The organism is Bradyrhizobium iriomotense, from assembly GCF_018130765.1.
Taxonomy (GTDB): domain Bacteria; phylum Pseudomonadota; class Alphaproteobacteria; order Rhizobiales; family Xanthobacteraceae; genus Bradyrhizobium; species Bradyrhizobium iriomotense_A.
The window spans coordinates 220,263-237,392 of sequence record NZ_JAFCJZ010000014.1; the positions used below are offsets into that span (position 1 = coordinate 220,263).

The window sequence follows — 17,130 nt, forward strand, 5'->3', positions numbered from 1 at the left end:
CGGGTGAGGGCTCCCTCCTCTTGGGGGTCCTCGATCGTGGAAACACCCTCTCCCCAACCCTCCCCCGCAAGCGGGGGAGGGGGCGCATCTTCTCCGCGGCAAGCGTCAGGGGCGACGCATGAGCATCGGCACAAGCAGATCCGACCAGGCCGTTGCCGAAGCGCAGTCCCCCGTGCTGTCGGTCTCAGGCCTGACCACGTCCTTCATGCTCGAGCGGCAATGGATTCCCGTCGTCCGCAACGTGTCGTTCGACATCGCGCCGCGCGAAACCGTGGCGATCGTGGGCGAGTCCGGTTCGGGCAAGAGCGTCAGCGCGCTCTCGATCATGCGGCTTGTTCCGAAGGAGATCGGCCGCGTCGAGGGCCGCGTCACGCTCGCCGGCCGCGACCTGCTGTCGCTGCCCGAAGCGAGCATGAAGGACATCCGTGGCAACGACGTCGCCATGATCTTCCAGGAGCCGATGACGAGCCTCAATCCCGTGCTCACCATCGGCTTCCAGATCGCGGAAGCGCTGATCCAGCATCGCGGCCTGTCGCGCGCGGCGGCGGAGGCCGAGACGGTGCGCCTGCTCGACCGGGTCCGCATCCCCGCGGCGAAATCGCGTTTCCACGAGCATCCGCACCGCTTCTCCGGCGGCATGCGCCAGCGCGTGATGATCGCGATGGCGCTGGCTTGCAAGCCGAAGCTCCTGATCGCGGACGAGCCGACCACCGCGCTCGACGTCACCATCCAGGCCCAGATCCTCGAACTGCTGAAGGAGCTTCAGCAGGAGGAGGGGATGTCGATCCTCTTCATCACCCACGACATGGGCGTGGTCGCCGAGATCGCGGACCGCACCGTGGTGATGTATGGCGGGCAGGCGGTGGAGACGGACGCCACCTCGCGCATCTTCGCCGCGCCCTCGCATCCCTATACCCGCGCGCTGCTCGCCGCCGTGCCGCGTCTCGGCTCGATGGACGGCCGGGTGCGGCCGATGCGGTTTCCCATCGTCGACAAGGTGACGGGCACATCGGACGAACCGGTGGAGACGCCCGATACGGTCTCGACGGCCGAGCGGCCGTTGCTGGAAGTCTCAGGCCTCACCACGCGCTTTCCGATCCGCTCGGGCCTGTTCGGAAAAGTCTCGGGCCGTGTTCACGCGGTCGAGAACGTCTCCTTCACGCTGCGCGCCGGCGAGACGCTGGCGCTGGTCGGCGAGTCCGGCTGCGGCAAGTCGACGACGGGCCGCTCGATCCTCAAGCTGACGGAGCCCGGCAGCGGGACGGTCCTGATCGAGGGACAGGACGTGCTGGCCATGAACGGCCGGGCTTTACGCGATTTCCGCAAGCACATGCAGATCGTGTTCCAGGATCCGTTCGCGAGCCTCAATCCGCGCATGTCGGTGGGAACGGCGATCGCGGCTCCGTTGCTCGCCAACGGCCTCGCCAATGCCGCGCAGGCGCGCGACAAGGTCGCCGACCTGCTCGTGCGCGTTGGCCTCACTGCCGACATGGCCGCGCGTTTCCCGCATGAATTCTCCGGCGGCCAGCGCCAGCGCATCTGCATTGCGCGTGCGCTCGCGCTCGGGCCGAAGCTGATCGTCGCCGACGAGGCGGTGTCCGCGCTCGACGTCTCGGTCAAGGCGCAGGTCGTCAATTTGATGCTCGACCTCCAGGCCAGCATGGGCCTTGCCTATCTCTTCATTTCGCACGACATCGCGGTGGTCGAGCGGATGAGCCATCGCGTCGCGGTGATGTATCTCGGCGAGATCGTCGAGATCGGCCCGCGCGCTGCCGTGTTCGGCAATCCGCAGCATCCCTATACGAAGAAGCTGATGGCGGCGGTGCCAGTGCCAGACCCGTCGCGTCGCGGCACGAGGCGCGAAGCCTCCAACGACGAGATCAGAAGCCCGGTGCGCGCACCGGATTACCAGCCGCCGGTGCGTCAATATCGCGAAGTGTCGCCCGGACACGTCGTCCAGGTCTGGGGCGAGGAGTGGTCCGCCTGACTGCGAGCGCCACACGTCCTCCGGAAATTGTGACCGGGTGGAGCGACAGGAAACCGCGGAATGTGAACCGCTTCATACTCGGTCACTCTTTTTCTGAACTACCACTCCCGTAAGAAATTGCCGCACCCGGACCTCATTGACGAACGCGGGTGAGATGCAATGCCTGCGCAGCCGCGTGCTCGCAGCTTTGGCCTGGCTCCTCGTCTTGCTCACGAGCAAGCCAGCCCCATCACTCAGCACAAATTTTTCAGAAGTGGGAATCAAGGGCATCGAGAAACGCGTCCAGGCAGCTTCTATTTGGGGTCAGCCAGTAGGCTGCCAATTACTCAGAAGGAGCCCCCCAATGAAGATGAGCAGCGAAATTTCCAGCGCATCCTCCCTCAAGAGGCACATCGGCAGTCTTCGGATCGCCCGTTCCAGTCTGATCAAGTCAGCCCATATCCTTGAAAGAATTGGCCTGGCGGCCGTTGGGGCCTCTTGCGGCCTCTATGTCGGTGCAACCCTGTTGCGTCAGAAAGGCGGACTGTTTGAAAGCGGCTGGATCGTGCTCCTGACAATGCTCTACGGAGCTATCAGCTATTATGTCGGAATTGATTTGTCCGGCAATGTCGCACGGAAGCCGAGATCGAGCATCTCGGAAGAATGGACCGGCTCCGAGCCGGCTGAGATCATGAGTGCGGCCGGAACGTTCGGCGCGGCCATTGCCGCAACTCTGTCCGTCAGCATCCTTGTCCTTGACCAAAATCTGCCTGACGGCCTGATAGGCTTTGTCGCCGGCTGTTGGGTGGTTGGTTCTTCGCTTCAGGTTGCGGCGGGCACGATGGCTCGCAGCCGCGATGCGTCCACGAACGAGCAATGAAGGAAGCGCGCTCGAAAGAAGTGCGCTCACGGAAAGACGCCCGCTTGGCATCGTACGTGAGCGAAAGCCGCAGTGTTGGTTCGGCTTCAGGTCTCGAGTGAGCAGTGACGACTCATCGCAACCTCTGCCGTCCAACGCTGCGTGCCAGCGATGTTTGGTAGCGCGGCCGTTCGCTTCGAGCGGTGTCCCGGCCGAACCCCTATCGGTATCGAGTAACCTAAATTTTCGCACAGCAAACAAGACGTGCCATCATGGTGGCGTTGGGATATTGTCTGCGCGCGGCCGTGGTCCAAAATTCTGCTAACTGCCAGCCACAAGATCGGTGGAGCCATGCAGATTGCGGAGTGGCTCGAGAAGTTGGAGCTTGGGCAATACGCGGAGCGTTTTGCCCAAAATGGGATCGACGTGGGCATCCTCCCCGAACTGATGGACGAGGACTTTGACAAGCTCGGAGTCCTGCTCGGTCATCGCCGCAAGATGCTGCGTGCCATTGCCGAGCTCGATCCAGCCGCGTTGATCGCGTCGCCGGCTCCTCCTCATGACGCCGAGCGGCGCCACCTCACCGTTATGTTCTGCGATCTGGTCGGCTCGACTGCGCTCTCGGCGCGTCTCGATCCCGAGGATATGTGGGAAGTGATCCGGGCCTACCGCGCCGCGTGCGCGCGCGTCATTGCCGCTTATGACGGCAGGATCGCCAGGTTCGTCGGTGACGGGATACTCGTCTATTTCGGCTATCCGCGCGCCCACGAAGATGATGCGGAGCGCGCAGTGCGAGCGGGCCTCGACATCATCTCCGCGATTCGCCAACTCGAGACAGGCGCCGGCGAAAAGGTTGAGCTGCGGATCGCAATTGCGACCGGGCTTGTGGTGGTCGGCGACCTCATCAGCGGAGATGCGTCGGAGGAACACGCAACCGTCGGCGATACGCCAAACCTCGCGGCTCGGCTTCAAAGCCTGGCGGAACCGGGAGTGGTCGTCGTTGCATCGTCGACGCGCCGGCTGCTTGGCGATCTCTTCACCTTTCGCAATCTCGGTCGCCGCGAGGTCAAGGGGATAGGCGAGCCCATCGCGGTCTGGGCGGTGGAAGGAGCGACCGCATCCGAGAGCCGCTTCGAGGCGGTCCGTGCCGCGCGCTCGATCGGCTTCGTCGGCCGCAAGGACGAGATCGAATTCATTCTCTCGCGCCAGCGTGAGGCATGGCAGGGGCAGGGCCAGATCGTATTGATTTCCGGTGAAGCGGGCATCGGCAAGTCGCGCATTGTCGCAACGCTAGCCGAAAGCCCCTCGTTGGGGACGCACCGTCGGGTGCGATATCAGTGTTCGCCTTACCACACCAACAGTGCGCTTCATCCCTTTGTCGCGCAACTCGAGCGCGCCGCCGGAATCCGCTCGCACGACACGCCGGAACAAAAGTTCGGCAAGCTCGAGGCAATGCTGGCGCTTGGAACCAAGCAGGTCGCCCGGGCAACGCCGCTCATTGCGGCTCTGCTTTCGATTCCAACCGGAAACCATTGCCCGCCCCTTGGCTTGAGCCCGGCGCAGCAGCGGCGACAGACATTTGCCGCCCTTCTCGATCAGCTTGAGGGTTTGGCGAGAGACCAGCCGCTGCTGATCATCTGCGAGGATTTGCATTGGGCCGATGCCACGACCCTTGAACTGTTCGATCTCGCGGTCGATCGGATCAGGGCATTGCCGATACTCGTGCTCATGACATCCCGGCCGGAGTTCGAGCCTTCCTGGTCGGGCCTTGCCAACGTCAGTCTGTTGCGGCTCGACCGGCTCGATCGGCAGGACACGCGCGCGCTGGTCGAGCAGGTGGTCGTCGGTCGCCAGCTGCCGCGCGAGATGATGAAGCAGATCATCGACAAGACGGATGGCGTCCCGCTATTCGTCGAGGAGTTGACCAAGATGGTGCTGGAGTCCGGCCTGCTCGTCGAGGATGCCGGGCGCTACCGCCTGCATAGTCCGCTCCCGCCGCTTGCTATTCCCGCCACGCTGCAGGATTCGCTGATGGCGCGGCTCGACCGGCTCGCTCCGGTCAAGGAGGTGGCGCAGATCGGCGCCGCCATCGGCCGCGACTTCTCATACGCGCTGCTGAGATACGTGGCGGGACGCGATGATCTGACGCTGAGCGCTGCGCTGGGACAACTTGAAGAGGCCGAACTGCTGTTGCGTCGTGGGACTCCGCCCGAAGCAAATTATAGCTTCAAGCACGCCCTCGTTCAGGAAGCGGCCTATGAGAGCCTGCTCAGGAGCAAACGGCAGCTGCTTCACACGCGAATTGGCGATGTCCTGCGCGAGAAGTTTCCAGCCGTCGCCGAGACCGAGCCGGAGGTTCTCGCACACCACTTTACTGAGGCGGGGCTGAGCGAGGTCGCCCTCGAATGGTGGCGCAAGGCGGGCCTGCAGGCGCTGAAACGCTCGGCCTATACCGAGGCGGTCGCGCATCTCGGCAAAGCCATTGCAACCGCCGATCAGTTGCCTGACGAGCCCCGGCGGATGATGAGCAGGCTGCATCTTCAAATCGCATATGGCCGTGCCTTGCGGGGCAGCCTCGGCCACAGTGCTCCAGAAACGGTCGCGGCATGGACGCGTGCGCGCCAGTTCGCAGCCGACATCGATGATCCCGTTGAACTTGCGCCGGTGCATTCGGGGCTCTTCAATGCCTGCCTGACACACGGCGAACTCGCTCCGATGCGGGAGCTGGCGGATGCCATCAGGAGCGCCGCGGACCGACGACCGGACTCGCCGGTGGCCGCCGTCGTCGCCCATTGGACGGGCGGCGTCACCTGCTGGTTCGCCGGCGATTACGTGAATGCACTAACGCATCTCGAGCGGGCGCTGGCGATCTATGGTGCCGAACCGGATCCTGCGACCTTCAGGGCTTCGGCGCTGGATCTGCCGTTCGTGATCATGAGATTTCTTGCCCTGGTGCTCTGGCCGCTCGGTAGCACCGCTCGCGCGCGCAAGCTCGCCGCGGACGCGGTGGGGGCTTCGGGAGAAAAACGGGCGCTGTCCCAGGCCAATGCGCTGGTTCATCGCGCTGTGTTCGACGGGGTATGCGGGGGCATGTTGCAGCAGACAGAGACGATCCTGGCGCTCGGTCTCGCGCGCGACCACACGATGCCGCTGTACGTTGCCGCGGGCACCTATCTGAATGGCCTGGCCAAGTGGCGTGCCGGCGACCGAATGGCCGGACTGGCGGATATGCGTCACGGCTGGACCTTTCTGCACGAGAACGATTGCTACCTCTGCGAACCGTTCTGGGGGATGCATGTCGCCCTGGCGAATGCAGAGTTAGGCGAAGTCGAGACCGGGCTGGAAATCCTGGACGAATTGATCGCCGGGACGGGACAATCCGGCCAGCATTGGCTTGATGCCGAGCTGCATCGTGTCCGCGGTAAGCTTTTATCGCGCCATGACCCTTCGGACGAATCCAGTGCCGAAGACGCGTTCAAGCGAGCGCTGGACATCGCGCGACACCAGCAGACCAGGACTTTCGAGCTGCGCAGCGCCCTTGAACTTGCACGCCTGTACAAGACGACTGGCCGAGCGGGTGCGATATCCGAGGTGCTTGCTCCCGTGCTCGCAGAATTCGAGACTGAACGAAATCTTCCGGAATTCGTGGAAGCGCAGGAGCTGCTCAGGCAAGAGCATGAGGCACGTGGCGTTTCCCCTGGCCGGCGGTCGTTTGGGCAGAGATGACGCTCACGAATTGACGTGCACGAAATCCCGCAGCAGCGGATAGATCTCGTTGTTCCAGCGCTTGCCCGAGAACACGCCGTAATGGCCGACGCCGGCCTGCATGTGGTGGACGCGGCGATAGGCGCGCACGCCGGTGCAGAGGTCTTGCGCCGCGAGCGTCTGGCCGATCGAGCAGATGTCGTCCTTCTCGCCCTCGACCGTCATGAGGCCCATGCGGCTGACGGCCTTGGTGTTCACGGGACGGCCGCGGTGCATCAGCTTGCCTTGCGGCAAGAGGTGCTCCTGGAACACGTCGCGCACGGTCTCGATGTAGAACTCGGCGGGCAGATCCATCACGGCGAAATATTCGTCGTAGAAGGTCTTGATCGTCGCCGCCTTGTCCTTCTCGCCCTTGGCGATGTGGTTGGCGAGATCCATGTGCTGCTTGATGTGGCGCTCGAGATTCATCGAGACGAACGCGGTGAGCTGCACGAAGCCGGGATAGACCTTGCGCAGCGCGCCGCGGCACTGCATCGGCACGTAGTTGATCAGGTTCCGTTCGAACCACTCGATCGGCCGGCTCTTGGCGAACTCGTTGACCCGGGTCGGCTGGATGCGCGTGTCGATCGGCCCCGCCATCAGCGTCAGCGTTGCGGGGCGCGATGGGTGGTTGCCCTCGCACATGATCGCGGCCGCCGCGAGCGCCGAGACCGAGGGCTGGCAGATCGCGACCATGTGCGGGCGCGGGCCGAGCTGTCCCAGGAAGTCGATGAGATGCTCGGTGTAGTCGTCGAGCCCGAAGCGGCCCTCGCTGCGGGGAATGTCGCGCGGATTGTGCCAGTCGGTGATGTAGACGTCGTGGTCCTGGAGCAGCGTCTTCACGGTGCCGCGCAAGAGCGTCGCGAAATGGCCGGACATCGGCGCCACCAGCAGCATGCGCGGCTGCTCCGCGACGCCCGCCTTCTTGAAGTGCAGCAGCGAGCCGAACGGGGTCGCGTAGGCGATCTCCTCGCGGACGGCGACTTCGCGGTTTCCTACCATCACACTGTCGATGCCATAGGCCGGGCGGTCATAGGTGAGGGTGGAGCGCGAGATCAGCTCTAGCGCCGCCGAGAGCCGGCCGACCACCTGGTGCGACATCCCCTGGGGCACCAGATTGAGGAATTTCAGCGCGGACGAGGCTCCCGCCCGCCATGGCGCCGTCAGATCCATATGGTTCTGAAAGGCTTGATAATACATCGACATCATACTCAAATGCCCCCGTCCCGTGCCGTCATGCAATATCGAAGCCAGACGGGAGTCAAACCGCCCGCAAAATTGGCACATCGCTTGCTCCTGAAGCGGGGTGAGGACACAGGCAAGCTCAGCGAATGAGCACATCCGCGGGCCGGGCGGGGTGCGGGTCAAAGGCGTGAGGGAAGGGCCATATGGCGAAAGCGACACTGACCATCAGCAGCAAGAACTACTCGTCCTGGTCGCTGCGTGGCTGGCTGCTGACGAAATTTTCCGGGCTCGACTTCGAGGAAGTTGTGACTGCGCCGGATGACGCATCGGCGCGTGCGGAGATCCTGCTGCTGTCGTCGTCGATCCTGGTGCCGTGCCTGCGGCACGAGGGCGCCGTGGTCTGGGATACGCTGGCGATCGCCGAATATCTCAACGAGGTGATGCCGTCAGCCGGGCTGCTGCCTGATGACCGTGTCCAGCGCGCCCATTGCCGCTCCATTTGCGGCGAAATCCATTCCGGCTTCACCACGCTGCGCGCCTCGCTGCCGGTCAATCTCAAGGGCCATTTCCCCGGCTTCAAGATCTGGTCGCGCGCACAGGCCGACATCGACCGCGTCTGGTTCATCTGGCGCGACTGCCTGGAGAAATCCGGCGGTCCGTTCCTGTTCGGCGAGCGGCGCACCATGGCGGATGCGATGTACGCGCCCGTGGTGACGCGCTTCGTCACCTATGACGTCAAGCTCGAGCCGCGCCTCAAGGCCTATGCCGATACCATCATGGCCATGCCCGAGATGAAGGAATGGATCGCGGCGGCAAAGGAAGAGCCGGCCGAGATCGAGGAGCTCGAGGTCGAATATTAGGCAGGAGCGGCGTCGCCCTGCCTGTTTTGGGAGCGAGGCCTTACGCCGCCGCCCCCGGCCGCCATGTCATTGAAGCCGTTAACTTTTGGCGCTTGTCGCGGGACCAGGCGGCCCCTCATGGTACGCAGATATTGTAGGGGCCAAGGAACTGGTGGCGACATCTAGCCGTGAACAGCTGCGTACGAGGCCGCTCCGCTGATTCGGACGTGATTCGTTCGGGCCGCGTTCCGTTGGTTAAGGCGGAGCGCGGCCCCGTCGCATTTTGGAACACAAAGTCGCGGTCAGGCGACGCCCGAGTGCTTCACCCGCGGCAGGCGCCAGCCGATGACGGTCGCTTCGACCGCGATGCCGGCCTCGTGGTTCTGCCAGCGTCCTCCGACATAGCGGCAGGCGAACGGCAGCTGATACGTTCCGCTGTGATCCTCGCACAGCACTTCGACCGGCAGGCCGGGTGGCGGTTCTCCAGCGCCATCGAACTCCGCCAGACGTCTATCGCGCGTTGCCATTGTAAAAATCTCCCCTAAACAAAGCCGCGAAAGAGCGCCCACTTCCTTCGCGTGCGGTTCATTGCTCCCCGTCCCAGGGAACAAGCCAAGCTCAACGCGAGAATGCGGTACGAGTGTGGTAGCGTCCGGGCGCGACGCGCAATCGGCGCACATTGCCGTGATTATTTGACGAGGAACCCCGCATGCCGCTTCGAAGCGCCGGCATTTTTTTCCCGATGTTGCTGCTCGCCACGCTGGCGGTTGCGCCGCTCCGCGCGCAGGACGTGCCGGGCATCGAGATCTGCACCGTCGAGAAGACCTGGGAGCGCCGCACCAGCTGTCTCCAGAGCAATGTCGACTTCCTCCAGAAGACGATCACCAAGCTCAACCTCGACCACCAGCAGAAGCTGGATGCGGCGGGTCGCCAGATCGACGCGTTGAAGACAGGCATCGCCGGCCTGCAGAAGACGCTTCTCGATCTCCAGGCCGCGCAGGCGAAGACCGCCGAAGACCTGAAGAAGAAGCAGGACGCGCCGCCGCCGAAGGATGCGGCGAAATAGGCGATCACCCTACGCGATAGCGCTCCATCACGCCGCGATCGGGCTCGTAGCCGAGCCCGGGCCCCGAGGGCACCACGACATGGCCGGTGGCATCGACATCGGCACGGCCGCCCCACAGGCAGGCTTCGCGCTTGAGATAGAACATCTCGACCAGCCCGTCGTCGCGCGTCGCCAGCAGGTGCAGCGTCGCCAGCAGGCCGGGGCCGAAATACGGCGAGTGCGGAACGATCTTGACGCCGCGTTGATCGGCCAGCGCCGCGACCTTCAAAAACTCCGTGATGCCGCCGACCTTGATCACCGACGGCTGGGCGTGGCTGACCGCGCGCGCATCGATCATCTGGCGGAATTGATATTCCGTGCAGGCATTCTCGCCGGCGGCGATGCCGAGCCCGCCATTGCTGCGAACGTCGGCGAGCGTGGCGAAATCCTCGGGCGGCCAGACTGGCTCCTCCAGGAACATCGGCTGCGCGTCGCGGCAGGCTGTCGCAAATGCGATCGCCTGCTCGCCCGACAGCGGGCAGTTCATGTCGACCATCAGCGGAATGTCGGGGCCGATCGCCTCGCGCGCGGCGAACACCACAGGCCTCGTGGTCTCGTGCAGCTTGATCGCGCCATAGCCGAGCGCGAGCGCCTTCCGGCATTCGGCGGCGATGTTGTCGGGCGCGCCGATCCGCAGCAGGCTCGCATAGGCGGGAATGGCCGGGCGCCTGATCTCGCCGAGCAGGCGGTGCAGCGGCACGCCCTTGATCTTCGCAGCGAGGTCCCACAATGCGATGTCGAGGCCGGAGATCGCGAACATGGTGATGCCGTAGCGGCCGAACAGATGCAGATTGCGCTGGATCTGCTCCATCACCGCAGGAATGCCGGCAGCGTCAGGAACCTCGAGGCCGATGGCCTGCGGCGCGATCATCTCCTCGACGGCACTGCGCGTGGTGCGCGGGCTGACATAGGCGAAGGCATCGCCCCAGCCGGTCAGCCCGGCATCGGTCGCGACCTCGACGATCACCATGTCGAGGGCGGTGATGGCGGAAGCGCCCTGGCGGAAGCTCGCGACACCGGCGTCATAGGGGATGCGGATATGGTGCGCCCGCACATCGGTGATCTTCATGCCGCGGTTCCTCCTGCTTTCTTGTGAGCGGATTTGCGAATGTAGCCACGAACCCCCGGACGTTGCCAGCGTTCCGGCGTTATCTTCCCGCAGGACCGCAACGCCGATCAAGCGAAGCCGATGGCCTTCGGCGCATCATGGCCCTGCTTCGAACGAGGGTCCGACCATGAACCCAGCCCAGCGCGCGCTCTGGTACATCGAGAGCCATCTGGCCGAGCCGATGACGCTCGACGAGATCGCCGCGGTCGCCGGCGTGTCGCGGTTCCACCTGGTGCGTGCGTTTGCCTCAGCCACCGGCCTGCCGGCGATGCGCTACGTGCGCGCGCGGCGGCTGACGGAGGCCGCGCGCAGTCTTGCGAACGGCGCGCCGGACATCCTGTCGCTGGCGCTGGAGGCGGATTACGGCTCGCACGAGGCATTCACCCGCGCGTTCCGCGAGCAGTTCGGCACCACGCCCGAAGCGGTGCGGAGCGCGACCAGCACCGGCCAACTCCAGCTACAGGAGCCGATCCTCATGGACTCCACCATATCCGACAACCTTGCTGCACCGCGTTTCGAGACAGCGAAGGCCTTCCTCGTCGCCGGCCCCACTGAGCGCATCTCCTGCGACAATGGCGCCATCATCCCGAGCCTGTGGCAGCGCTTCCATCAGGAGGTCGCCGAAATTCCGGCGCGGGTCGGTCACGTCGCCTATGGCGTTTGCTGCAATGGCGACGATGCCGGCAATTTCGACTACATCGCCGGCGTCGAGGTCGCCGACTTCTCCGACCTGCCGCGCCGCTTCGGTCGCGTCCGCATCCCCGAGCAGCGCTATGCGGTGTTCACCCACGCCGAGCACGTCGCCTCGATCCGCCGCACGGTGAATACGATCTGGAATCAGTGGTTGCCGGCCTCAGGGCTCAAAGCCGCGGACGCGCCGAATTTCGAGCGCTATGACGAAAAATTCGATCCCGCGACCGGCAATGGCGGCTTCGAAATTTGGATGCCAGTGAAAGAGTAGCGCAACGCTGGCATACCGTCCCGCTTGCTTGGCAAGCCCGGGTGACTTTGTCATAACCGCAGGCAAATCTTGCGTGTGGGGCCCGTGCCGGACATCCCGTGCAAGCCATAACAAGCAGCCGGGAGGGTCCCACATGTCCAACGTCCGCGTCCTCGCCACCGACCTGGAATTTCCCGAAGGGCCGGTCGTGATGCCTGATGGCTCGGTGGTGCTGGTGGAGATCCGCGGTCAGCGCCTGACCCGTGTCTATCCCGACGGCCGCAAGGAGATCGTGGCGAAGATTCCGGGTGGCCCGAATGGCGCCGCGCTCGGCCCCGACGGCAAGATCTACATCTGCAACAATGGCGGCTTCTCCTGGATTCCGACCCGCAACATGATCATGCCGGGTCCGCAGCCCGACGATTATCTCGGCGGGTCGATTCAGCGCGTCGACCTGCAATCCGGCAAGGTCGAGACCGTCGTGACGAAATGCGGCGAGCACGATCTGCGCGGGCCGAACGATCTCGTCTTCGACAGGCAGGGCGGCTTGTGGTTCTCCGATCTCGGCAAGCGCCGTCCCCGCGAGATGGATGTCGGCGGCATGTACTACCTCAAGCCCGGCATGAAGGAGATCGTCGAGGTCGTTCACGGCGTGCTGCCGGCCAACGGTATCGGGCTGTCGCCGGACGAGAACACCGTCTATATCGCGGAGACGCCGACCGGGCGGCTGTGGGCCTACGAGCTCTCCGCGCCCGGCACGCTGAAACCGCGCGACGCGATCTATCGCGGCGAGCGGGGCAAGCCGATCTGCGGCCTCGGCGGCTACCAGATGTTCGACTCGCTCGCGGTGGAGGCGAACGGCAATGTCTGCGTCGCCACCCTCGTCTCCGGCTGCATCTCGGTAATCGCGCCCGACGGCACGCTGGTCGAGCAGGTCCCGACCGGCGACCGCGTCACCACCAACATTGCCTTCGGTGGCCCCGAGCTCAAGACGGCCTACATCACGCTGTCGGGCAAGGGCGAACTGGTCGCCATGGACTGGCCGCGCGGCGGTTTGCCGTTGAATTTTCTGAACAAGTGAATGTATCTGGATGAGCCGATACATCCGTTGTCATTCCGGGATGCGTGCGCCAGCACGCAGGCCCGGAATCCATCGGGCCGCAGAGTTTGTGGTTATGGATTCCGGGCTCGCGACTTCGTCGCGCCCCGGAATGACGGCAGTCATTATGGAGTGAGATATGCCCTGGCCTGATCCCATCACCCTGCGTGGACAGCACGCCCGTCTCGAGCCGCTGTCGCATCAGCATCGCGAGGGGCTGGTCGAGGCCGTCAAGGACGGCGAGCTGTCGAAGCTCTGGTACACCGCGATCCCGCTGCCGGAGAACATGGGCAAGGAGATCGACCGCCGCCTGGGCCTGCAGGCTGCCGGCTCGATGCTGCCCTTCACCGTGTTCGACGCCGGCGGCAACATCGTCGGCATGACCACCTACATGAACATCGATGCCACGAACCGCCGCGTCGAGATCGGCTCGACCTGGTACGGCAAGGGTGCGCAGCGCGGCCCGCTCAACACGCAGTGCAAGCTGCTGCTGCTCCGGCACGCCTTCGAGACGCTGAACTGCATCGCGGTCGAGTTCCGCACGCATTTCTTCAACCACCAGAGCCGCCGCGCCATCGAGCGCCTCGGCGCCAAGCAGGACGGCATCCTGCGCAGCCACCAGGTCGCGCCGAACGGCACGCTGCGCGACACGGTCGTTTACAGCATCACCGCCGCCGAATGGCCGACGGTGCAGGCGCATCTGGAATTTCAACTCAACGACAAGCCGCGCTAGGGGCGGCCGAGGGACCATGGACAGATTTGATTATGTGATCGTCGGCGCGGGCTCCGCCGGTTGCGTGCTCGCCAGCCGGCTCAGCGAAGACCCGAACGTCAGCGTCTGCGTGCTCGAGGCAGGCCCTTCCGACTGGCACCCCTACATCCATCTGCCGGCGGGTTTCATCAAGACCTTCCACATGAAGAGCATCAACTGGGCCTACCAGCAGGAGCCGGGACCCTACACCGGCGGGCGCAGCATCTACGCGCCGCGCGGCAAGACGCTCGGCGGCTCGTCCTCGATCAACGGCCACATCTACAACCGCGGCCAGCGCATGGACTTCGACACCTGGGCGCAGATGGGCAATCGCGGCTGGGGCTATGCCGACGTGCTGCCTTACTTCAAGCGACTGGAGAAGCGGGTCGGCGAGGGCGACAACAATTTTCGCGGGCGCGACGGCAATCTCACCGTCACCACCATGGACTGGCGCGATCCGCTCTGCGAGGCCTTCATGGAAGGGGCTGTCTCGCTCGGCATCCCCCGCAACCCCGACTACAACGGCGCGAAGCAGGAAGGCGTCTCCTACTGCCAGCGCACCATCGAGAACGGCCTGCGCGTCTCCGGCTCGACCGCGTTCCTGAAGCCCGCGATGAAGCGGCCCAACATGCATGTGCATACGCACGCGCATGCGACCGGGATCATCTTCGAGGGCAAGCGTGCGGTCGGCGTGCGCTACACCAAGGGTGGCCGCGGCGGCCAGCCGGTCGAAGTGCGCGCCAACAAGGAGGTGATCCTTTGCGGCGGCACCTATAATTCGCCGCAGCTCCTGCAGCTCTCAGGCGTCGGCTCGCCGGATCTGTTGCGGCAGCACGGCATCGACGTGCGTCACGCGCTGCCGGTCGGCGAAGGCCTCCAGGACCATTACGCGCCGCGCACGGTGGCGCGCGTCAAGAACATCCAGACCATCAACGAGCTCCGCCGCGGCTGGCATCTCTGGGTCGAAGCGCTGAAATGGGCGACCGCGCGCCGCGGCCTGCTCTCGCTGTCGCCGACCATGGTCTATTGCTTCTGGCACTCCGGCGAGAGCGCGGAGAGCTCCGACCTGCAGCTCACCTTCACGCCCGCGAGCTACAAGGAAGGCGTGCAGGGCCAGCTCGAGGACGAGCCCGGCATGACCGTGGCCTCCTGGCAGCAGCGCCCGGAGAGCCGCGGCTATGTCCACATCCGCTCCTCCGATCCGTTCGCGCCGCCGATCATCCAGACCAACTATCTCGACGCCGAACTCGACCGCCGCGTCATCGTCGGCGGCATGAAGCTCGCGCGCAACCTTTTGAAGAGTGCGCCGCTCTCGCCCTATTACGCCTACGAGGATTTCCCCGGCCCCAACGTCAACACCGACGACGAATTCCTGCACGCCGCCACCGAGCGCGGCACCACCACCTTCCACCCCGGCTGCACCTGCCGCATGGGCCCGGCGGACAGCACCTGGGCAGTGGTCGACGACCAGCTCCGCGTGCACGGGTTGGAGGGCCTCCGCGTCATCGACGCCTCGGTCATGCCGCGCATGATCTCGGCGAACCTCAACGCCTCCACCATGATGATCGCCGACCGCGCCTCGGACCTCATCCGCGGCAAGCACCCGATGGAAGCCGCGCGCATCCCGGACGCGGCGGTGGCGTGAGGCACGGCGGCGTAGGGTGGGTTAGCTGGCGGCTGCGCAAAGCGCAGCCGCTGGCGTAACCCACCGCTTCTCGCGATGCGGAGACAACCAGTGGCGGATTACGCCTTCGGCTAATCCGCCCTACGCGCTCTACTGATGGACAGATGGCCGATGCCTCAACCCAGCGCCGAGCGACAATCCGTTGGCCAGATTGCCGTCTGCGGCCTCGTCTTTCTCTGCACCGCTATTCCAGTCGGTCTGCTGTTGCGCGTGGGCTGGCGGGATTGGACCCTGTTTGCTGGTCTCTGGGCGGTCATGTATTTCATGGGCGGAATAGCATGGTTTCCTCGGGGCACACCGATTCGAAAGGCCTTTTCATATGGCCTGCTCGTCGGCACGGTGCTTCCGGCTCTGGAGTGGGCATCGACCTTGAATCATTGAGCCCTTAAGATGAATTTTGCATAGCCGCGCCGATCCTATGCGCTACGAGTTACGGTCACGACCCACCATCAGCCGGGCAACTTTCATTGAGTACAGGGCAAAATCGTCCTCTCACAGATGCCGAGCGTGATCTGGCCCGCTGGATGCTCAAGCACGGCACGGAAGAGGCAACGCAGTATCTCGGTCAGCTCGACCTGGCTGAAGTCACGCCCTGGAAATGTCTGTGTGGATGCGCCAGCATCAATTTTCAGATCAGGGGGCATGCGGAGCCGCCGCCGGGTGTCCATATTCTGGGTGACTTCATGATCAATCAAGGCGATCATCCCAGCGGTATCTTCATCTTTTCGAGTGGCGACTTGCTGAGAGGCATCGAAGTCTATGGCATGGCGGGCGACGCGCCGACTGTGCTGCCGCGATCTGAAAGTCTATCTGCATTCGAATCCGGCACTTCGTAGCCCGGATGGAGCGCAGCGTAATCCGGGACAATTGCATCGGTTGGCGCGTGTCCCCGGATTGCGCTGTGCTCCATCCGGGCTACGTGCCGTATTGGGCGAGCCATAATCCATGGAAGACCATCCGCTTCTCGACATCGTGACAAAATGGCCCGGCAGAGGGCCGACGCAAGCCGCGTTCGAGGCGCTTGGGTTCCTGCTCCACAGGGCGCAGCAGGACGAACTCATTCAATTCTGTGGAACGGAGTGCTCGGACCTGCTCCACCGATATTGGGACGAAGTCGCTCGTGAAACGATGCAGTCGCTTGGACAAGGCAATCCCGACGGACGAACCTTCGTCATCATGCCGAAAGTTCGCTCCGCCTTGCTGGACGAACTCTTCGCCGCCAGAGATTTTGTTGAGCCGCCATTCGTCGCTCCGCCACTCGTGAGATGCGTGTTCGAGCACCTTCGGAAAATTTATGGGGACCAGGAGCTCCGCGAGAACCGGGTCGCCCATCTACATCGGCTGCAAAGGGCGGAAGCCGAACGCCTGCGCATTGACACCGGCAGTGGAATACAAAGGAAGCAGGACGTCATTCCCTTCCTGGAGCAATTCTGCGGTCGACTGGGATTCGAAGGCCGCTCCCGGAATCGATGGCAGAAGAAGGTCGGGGGCTGCCTTGTCTTCGAGGTTGGCGTGTGGCTCGGCGGAAATGTCTTTCGCATGTGGTCTCCGCTCAAGTTTCGCATCGTCCACGTGCGCGAGCCAAAATACGCATTCGAGACCGAGGGGGCTGCAGTGTTGGGACGGCTTGTCCCCGGAGCGGACTTGTACGCACGATGGGGCAGCGATCTTGAATATGTTCTCGGTATCAGAGCCCTTGTCGAGCTGTTCAATGTGCTCGCCGGCACATTCGAGGCTGCCTTAGCGAGTGGCTCATGAGTGTTGCCCGCCCATCCCGTCGAGGCTGGGCAAGAATGTTGCTTTTTGGGAGTTGATGTAGGATTCGTCTTATGGCGAATCGCACTTTCAAG

General features: G+C 64.1%; 15 protein-coding genes. 12 read left to right on the forward strand and 3 right to left on the reverse strand.

The genetic code is table 11. From position 1 onward, the window contains the following. The first annotated feature begins 118 nt into the window (after positions 1–118). The 3 genes from JQ635_RS24070 (at position 119) to JQ635_RS24080 (ending at position 6,551) form a co-directional block, all read left to right on the forward strand. Positions 119–1,987, forward strand: coding sequence for an ABC transporter ATP-binding protein (locus tag JQ635_RS24070; protein WP_211412262.1), 1,869 nt, complete (start codon positions 119–121; stop codon positions 1,985–1,987). Positions 1,988–2,330: 343 nt separating this feature from the next. Then, positions 2,331–2,846: a hypothetical protein gene (locus JQ635_RS24075; protein ID WP_211412263.1), complete on the forward strand. Its 516-nt coding sequence runs from the start codon at positions 2,331–2,333 to the stop codon at positions 2,844–2,846. Between the two features lie 330 nt (positions 2,847–3,176). Then, complete coding sequence (locus JQ635_RS24080) at positions 3,177–6,551, forward strand: adenylate/guanylate cyclase domain-containing protein (RefSeq protein WP_211412264.1); 3,375 nt, start codon at positions 3,177–3,179, stop codon at positions 6,549–6,551. Between the two features lie 3 nt (positions 6,552–6,554). On the opposite strand, the gene JQ635_RS24085 is transcribed toward JQ635_RS24080, so the two are convergent. Next, the gene (locus tag JQ635_RS24085; RefSeq protein ID WP_211412282.1) at positions 6,555–7,778 is read right to left on the reverse strand and encodes a polyhydroxyalkanoate depolymerase; all 1,224 of its coding nucleotides are present in this window, start codon (positions 7,776–7,778) and stop codon (positions 6,555–6,557) included. Between the two features lie 179 nt (positions 7,779–7,957). On the opposite strand from JQ635_RS24085, the gene JQ635_RS24090 reads away from it, so the two are divergent. Further along, positions 7,958–8,614, forward strand: a complete 657-nt coding sequence (locus tag JQ635_RS24090; protein WP_211412265.1) for a glutathione S-transferase family protein — start codon at positions 7,958–7,960, stop codon at positions 8,612–8,614. Between the two features lie 281 nt (positions 8,615–8,895). Here the strand turns inward: JQ635_RS24090 and JQ635_RS24095 are convergent, their stop codons facing one another. Then, positions 8,896–9,120: a hypothetical protein gene (locus JQ635_RS24095; RefSeq protein WP_211406954.1), complete on the reverse strand. Its 225-nt coding sequence runs from the start codon at positions 9,118–9,120 to the stop codon at positions 8,896–8,898. Positions 9,121–9,302: 182 nt separating this feature from the next. On the opposite strand from JQ635_RS24095, the gene JQ635_RS24100 reads away from it, so the two are divergent. Continuing rightward, positions 9,303–9,659: a hypothetical protein gene (locus JQ635_RS24100; protein WP_211412266.1), complete on the forward strand. Its 357-nt coding sequence runs from the start codon at positions 9,303–9,305 to the stop codon at positions 9,657–9,659. A gap of 4 nt (positions 9,660–9,663) precedes the next feature. On the opposite strand, the gene JQ635_RS24105 is transcribed toward JQ635_RS24100, so the two are convergent. Beyond that, entirely contained in the window at positions 9,664–10,767 is a 1,104-nt protein-coding gene (locus JQ635_RS24105; RefSeq protein WP_211412267.1) for a mandelate racemase/muconate lactonizing enzyme family protein, read from the reverse strand. Positions 10,768–10,933: 166 nt separating this feature from the next. Between JQ635_RS24105 and JQ635_RS24110 the strand changes: the two genes are divergently transcribed. The 7 genes from JQ635_RS24110 (at position 10,934) to JQ635_RS24140 (ending at position 17,038) form a co-directional block, all read left to right on the forward strand. Further along, the gene (locus tag JQ635_RS24110; RefSeq protein WP_211412268.1) at positions 10,934–11,767 is read left to right on the forward strand and encodes an AraC family transcriptional regulator; all 834 of its coding nucleotides are present in this window, start codon (positions 10,934–10,936) and stop codon (positions 11,765–11,767) included. Between the two features lie 133 nt (positions 11,768–11,900). Next, the gene (locus tag JQ635_RS24115) at positions 11,901–12,827 is read left to right on the forward strand and encodes an SMP-30/gluconolactonase/LRE family protein (protein ID WP_211412269.1); all 927 of its coding nucleotides are present in this window, start codon (positions 11,901–11,903) and stop codon (positions 12,825–12,827) included. A 157-nt stretch (positions 12,828–12,984) separates the two neighbouring features. Then, complete coding sequence (locus JQ635_RS24120; protein WP_211412270.1) at positions 12,985–13,578, forward strand: GNAT family N-acetyltransferase; 594 nt, start codon at positions 12,985–12,987, stop codon at positions 13,576–13,578. A gap of 16 nt (positions 13,579–13,594) precedes the next feature. Continuing rightward, the gene (locus tag JQ635_RS24125; protein WP_211412271.1) at positions 13,595–15,241 is read left to right on the forward strand and encodes a GMC family oxidoreductase; all 1,647 of its coding nucleotides are present in this window, start codon (positions 13,595–13,597) and stop codon (positions 15,239–15,241) included. Between the two features lie 150 nt (positions 15,242–15,391). Then, positions 15,392–15,661, forward strand: coding sequence for a hypothetical protein (locus tag JQ635_RS24130; protein ID WP_211412272.1), 270 nt, complete (start codon positions 15,392–15,394; stop codon positions 15,659–15,661). An 86-nt stretch (positions 15,662–15,747) separates the two neighbouring features. After that, on the forward strand, positions 15,748–16,116 hold the full coding sequence (locus JQ635_RS24135) for a hypothetical protein (protein WP_211412273.1): 369 nt from the start codon (positions 15,748–15,750) through the stop codon (positions 16,114–16,116). 109 nt (positions 16,117–16,225) lie between these two features. After that, on the forward strand, positions 16,226–17,038 hold the full coding sequence (locus tag JQ635_RS24140) for a hypothetical protein (protein WP_211412274.1): 813 nt from the start codon (positions 16,226–16,228) through the stop codon (positions 17,036–17,038). Positions 17,039–17,130: the final 92 nt, after the last annotated feature.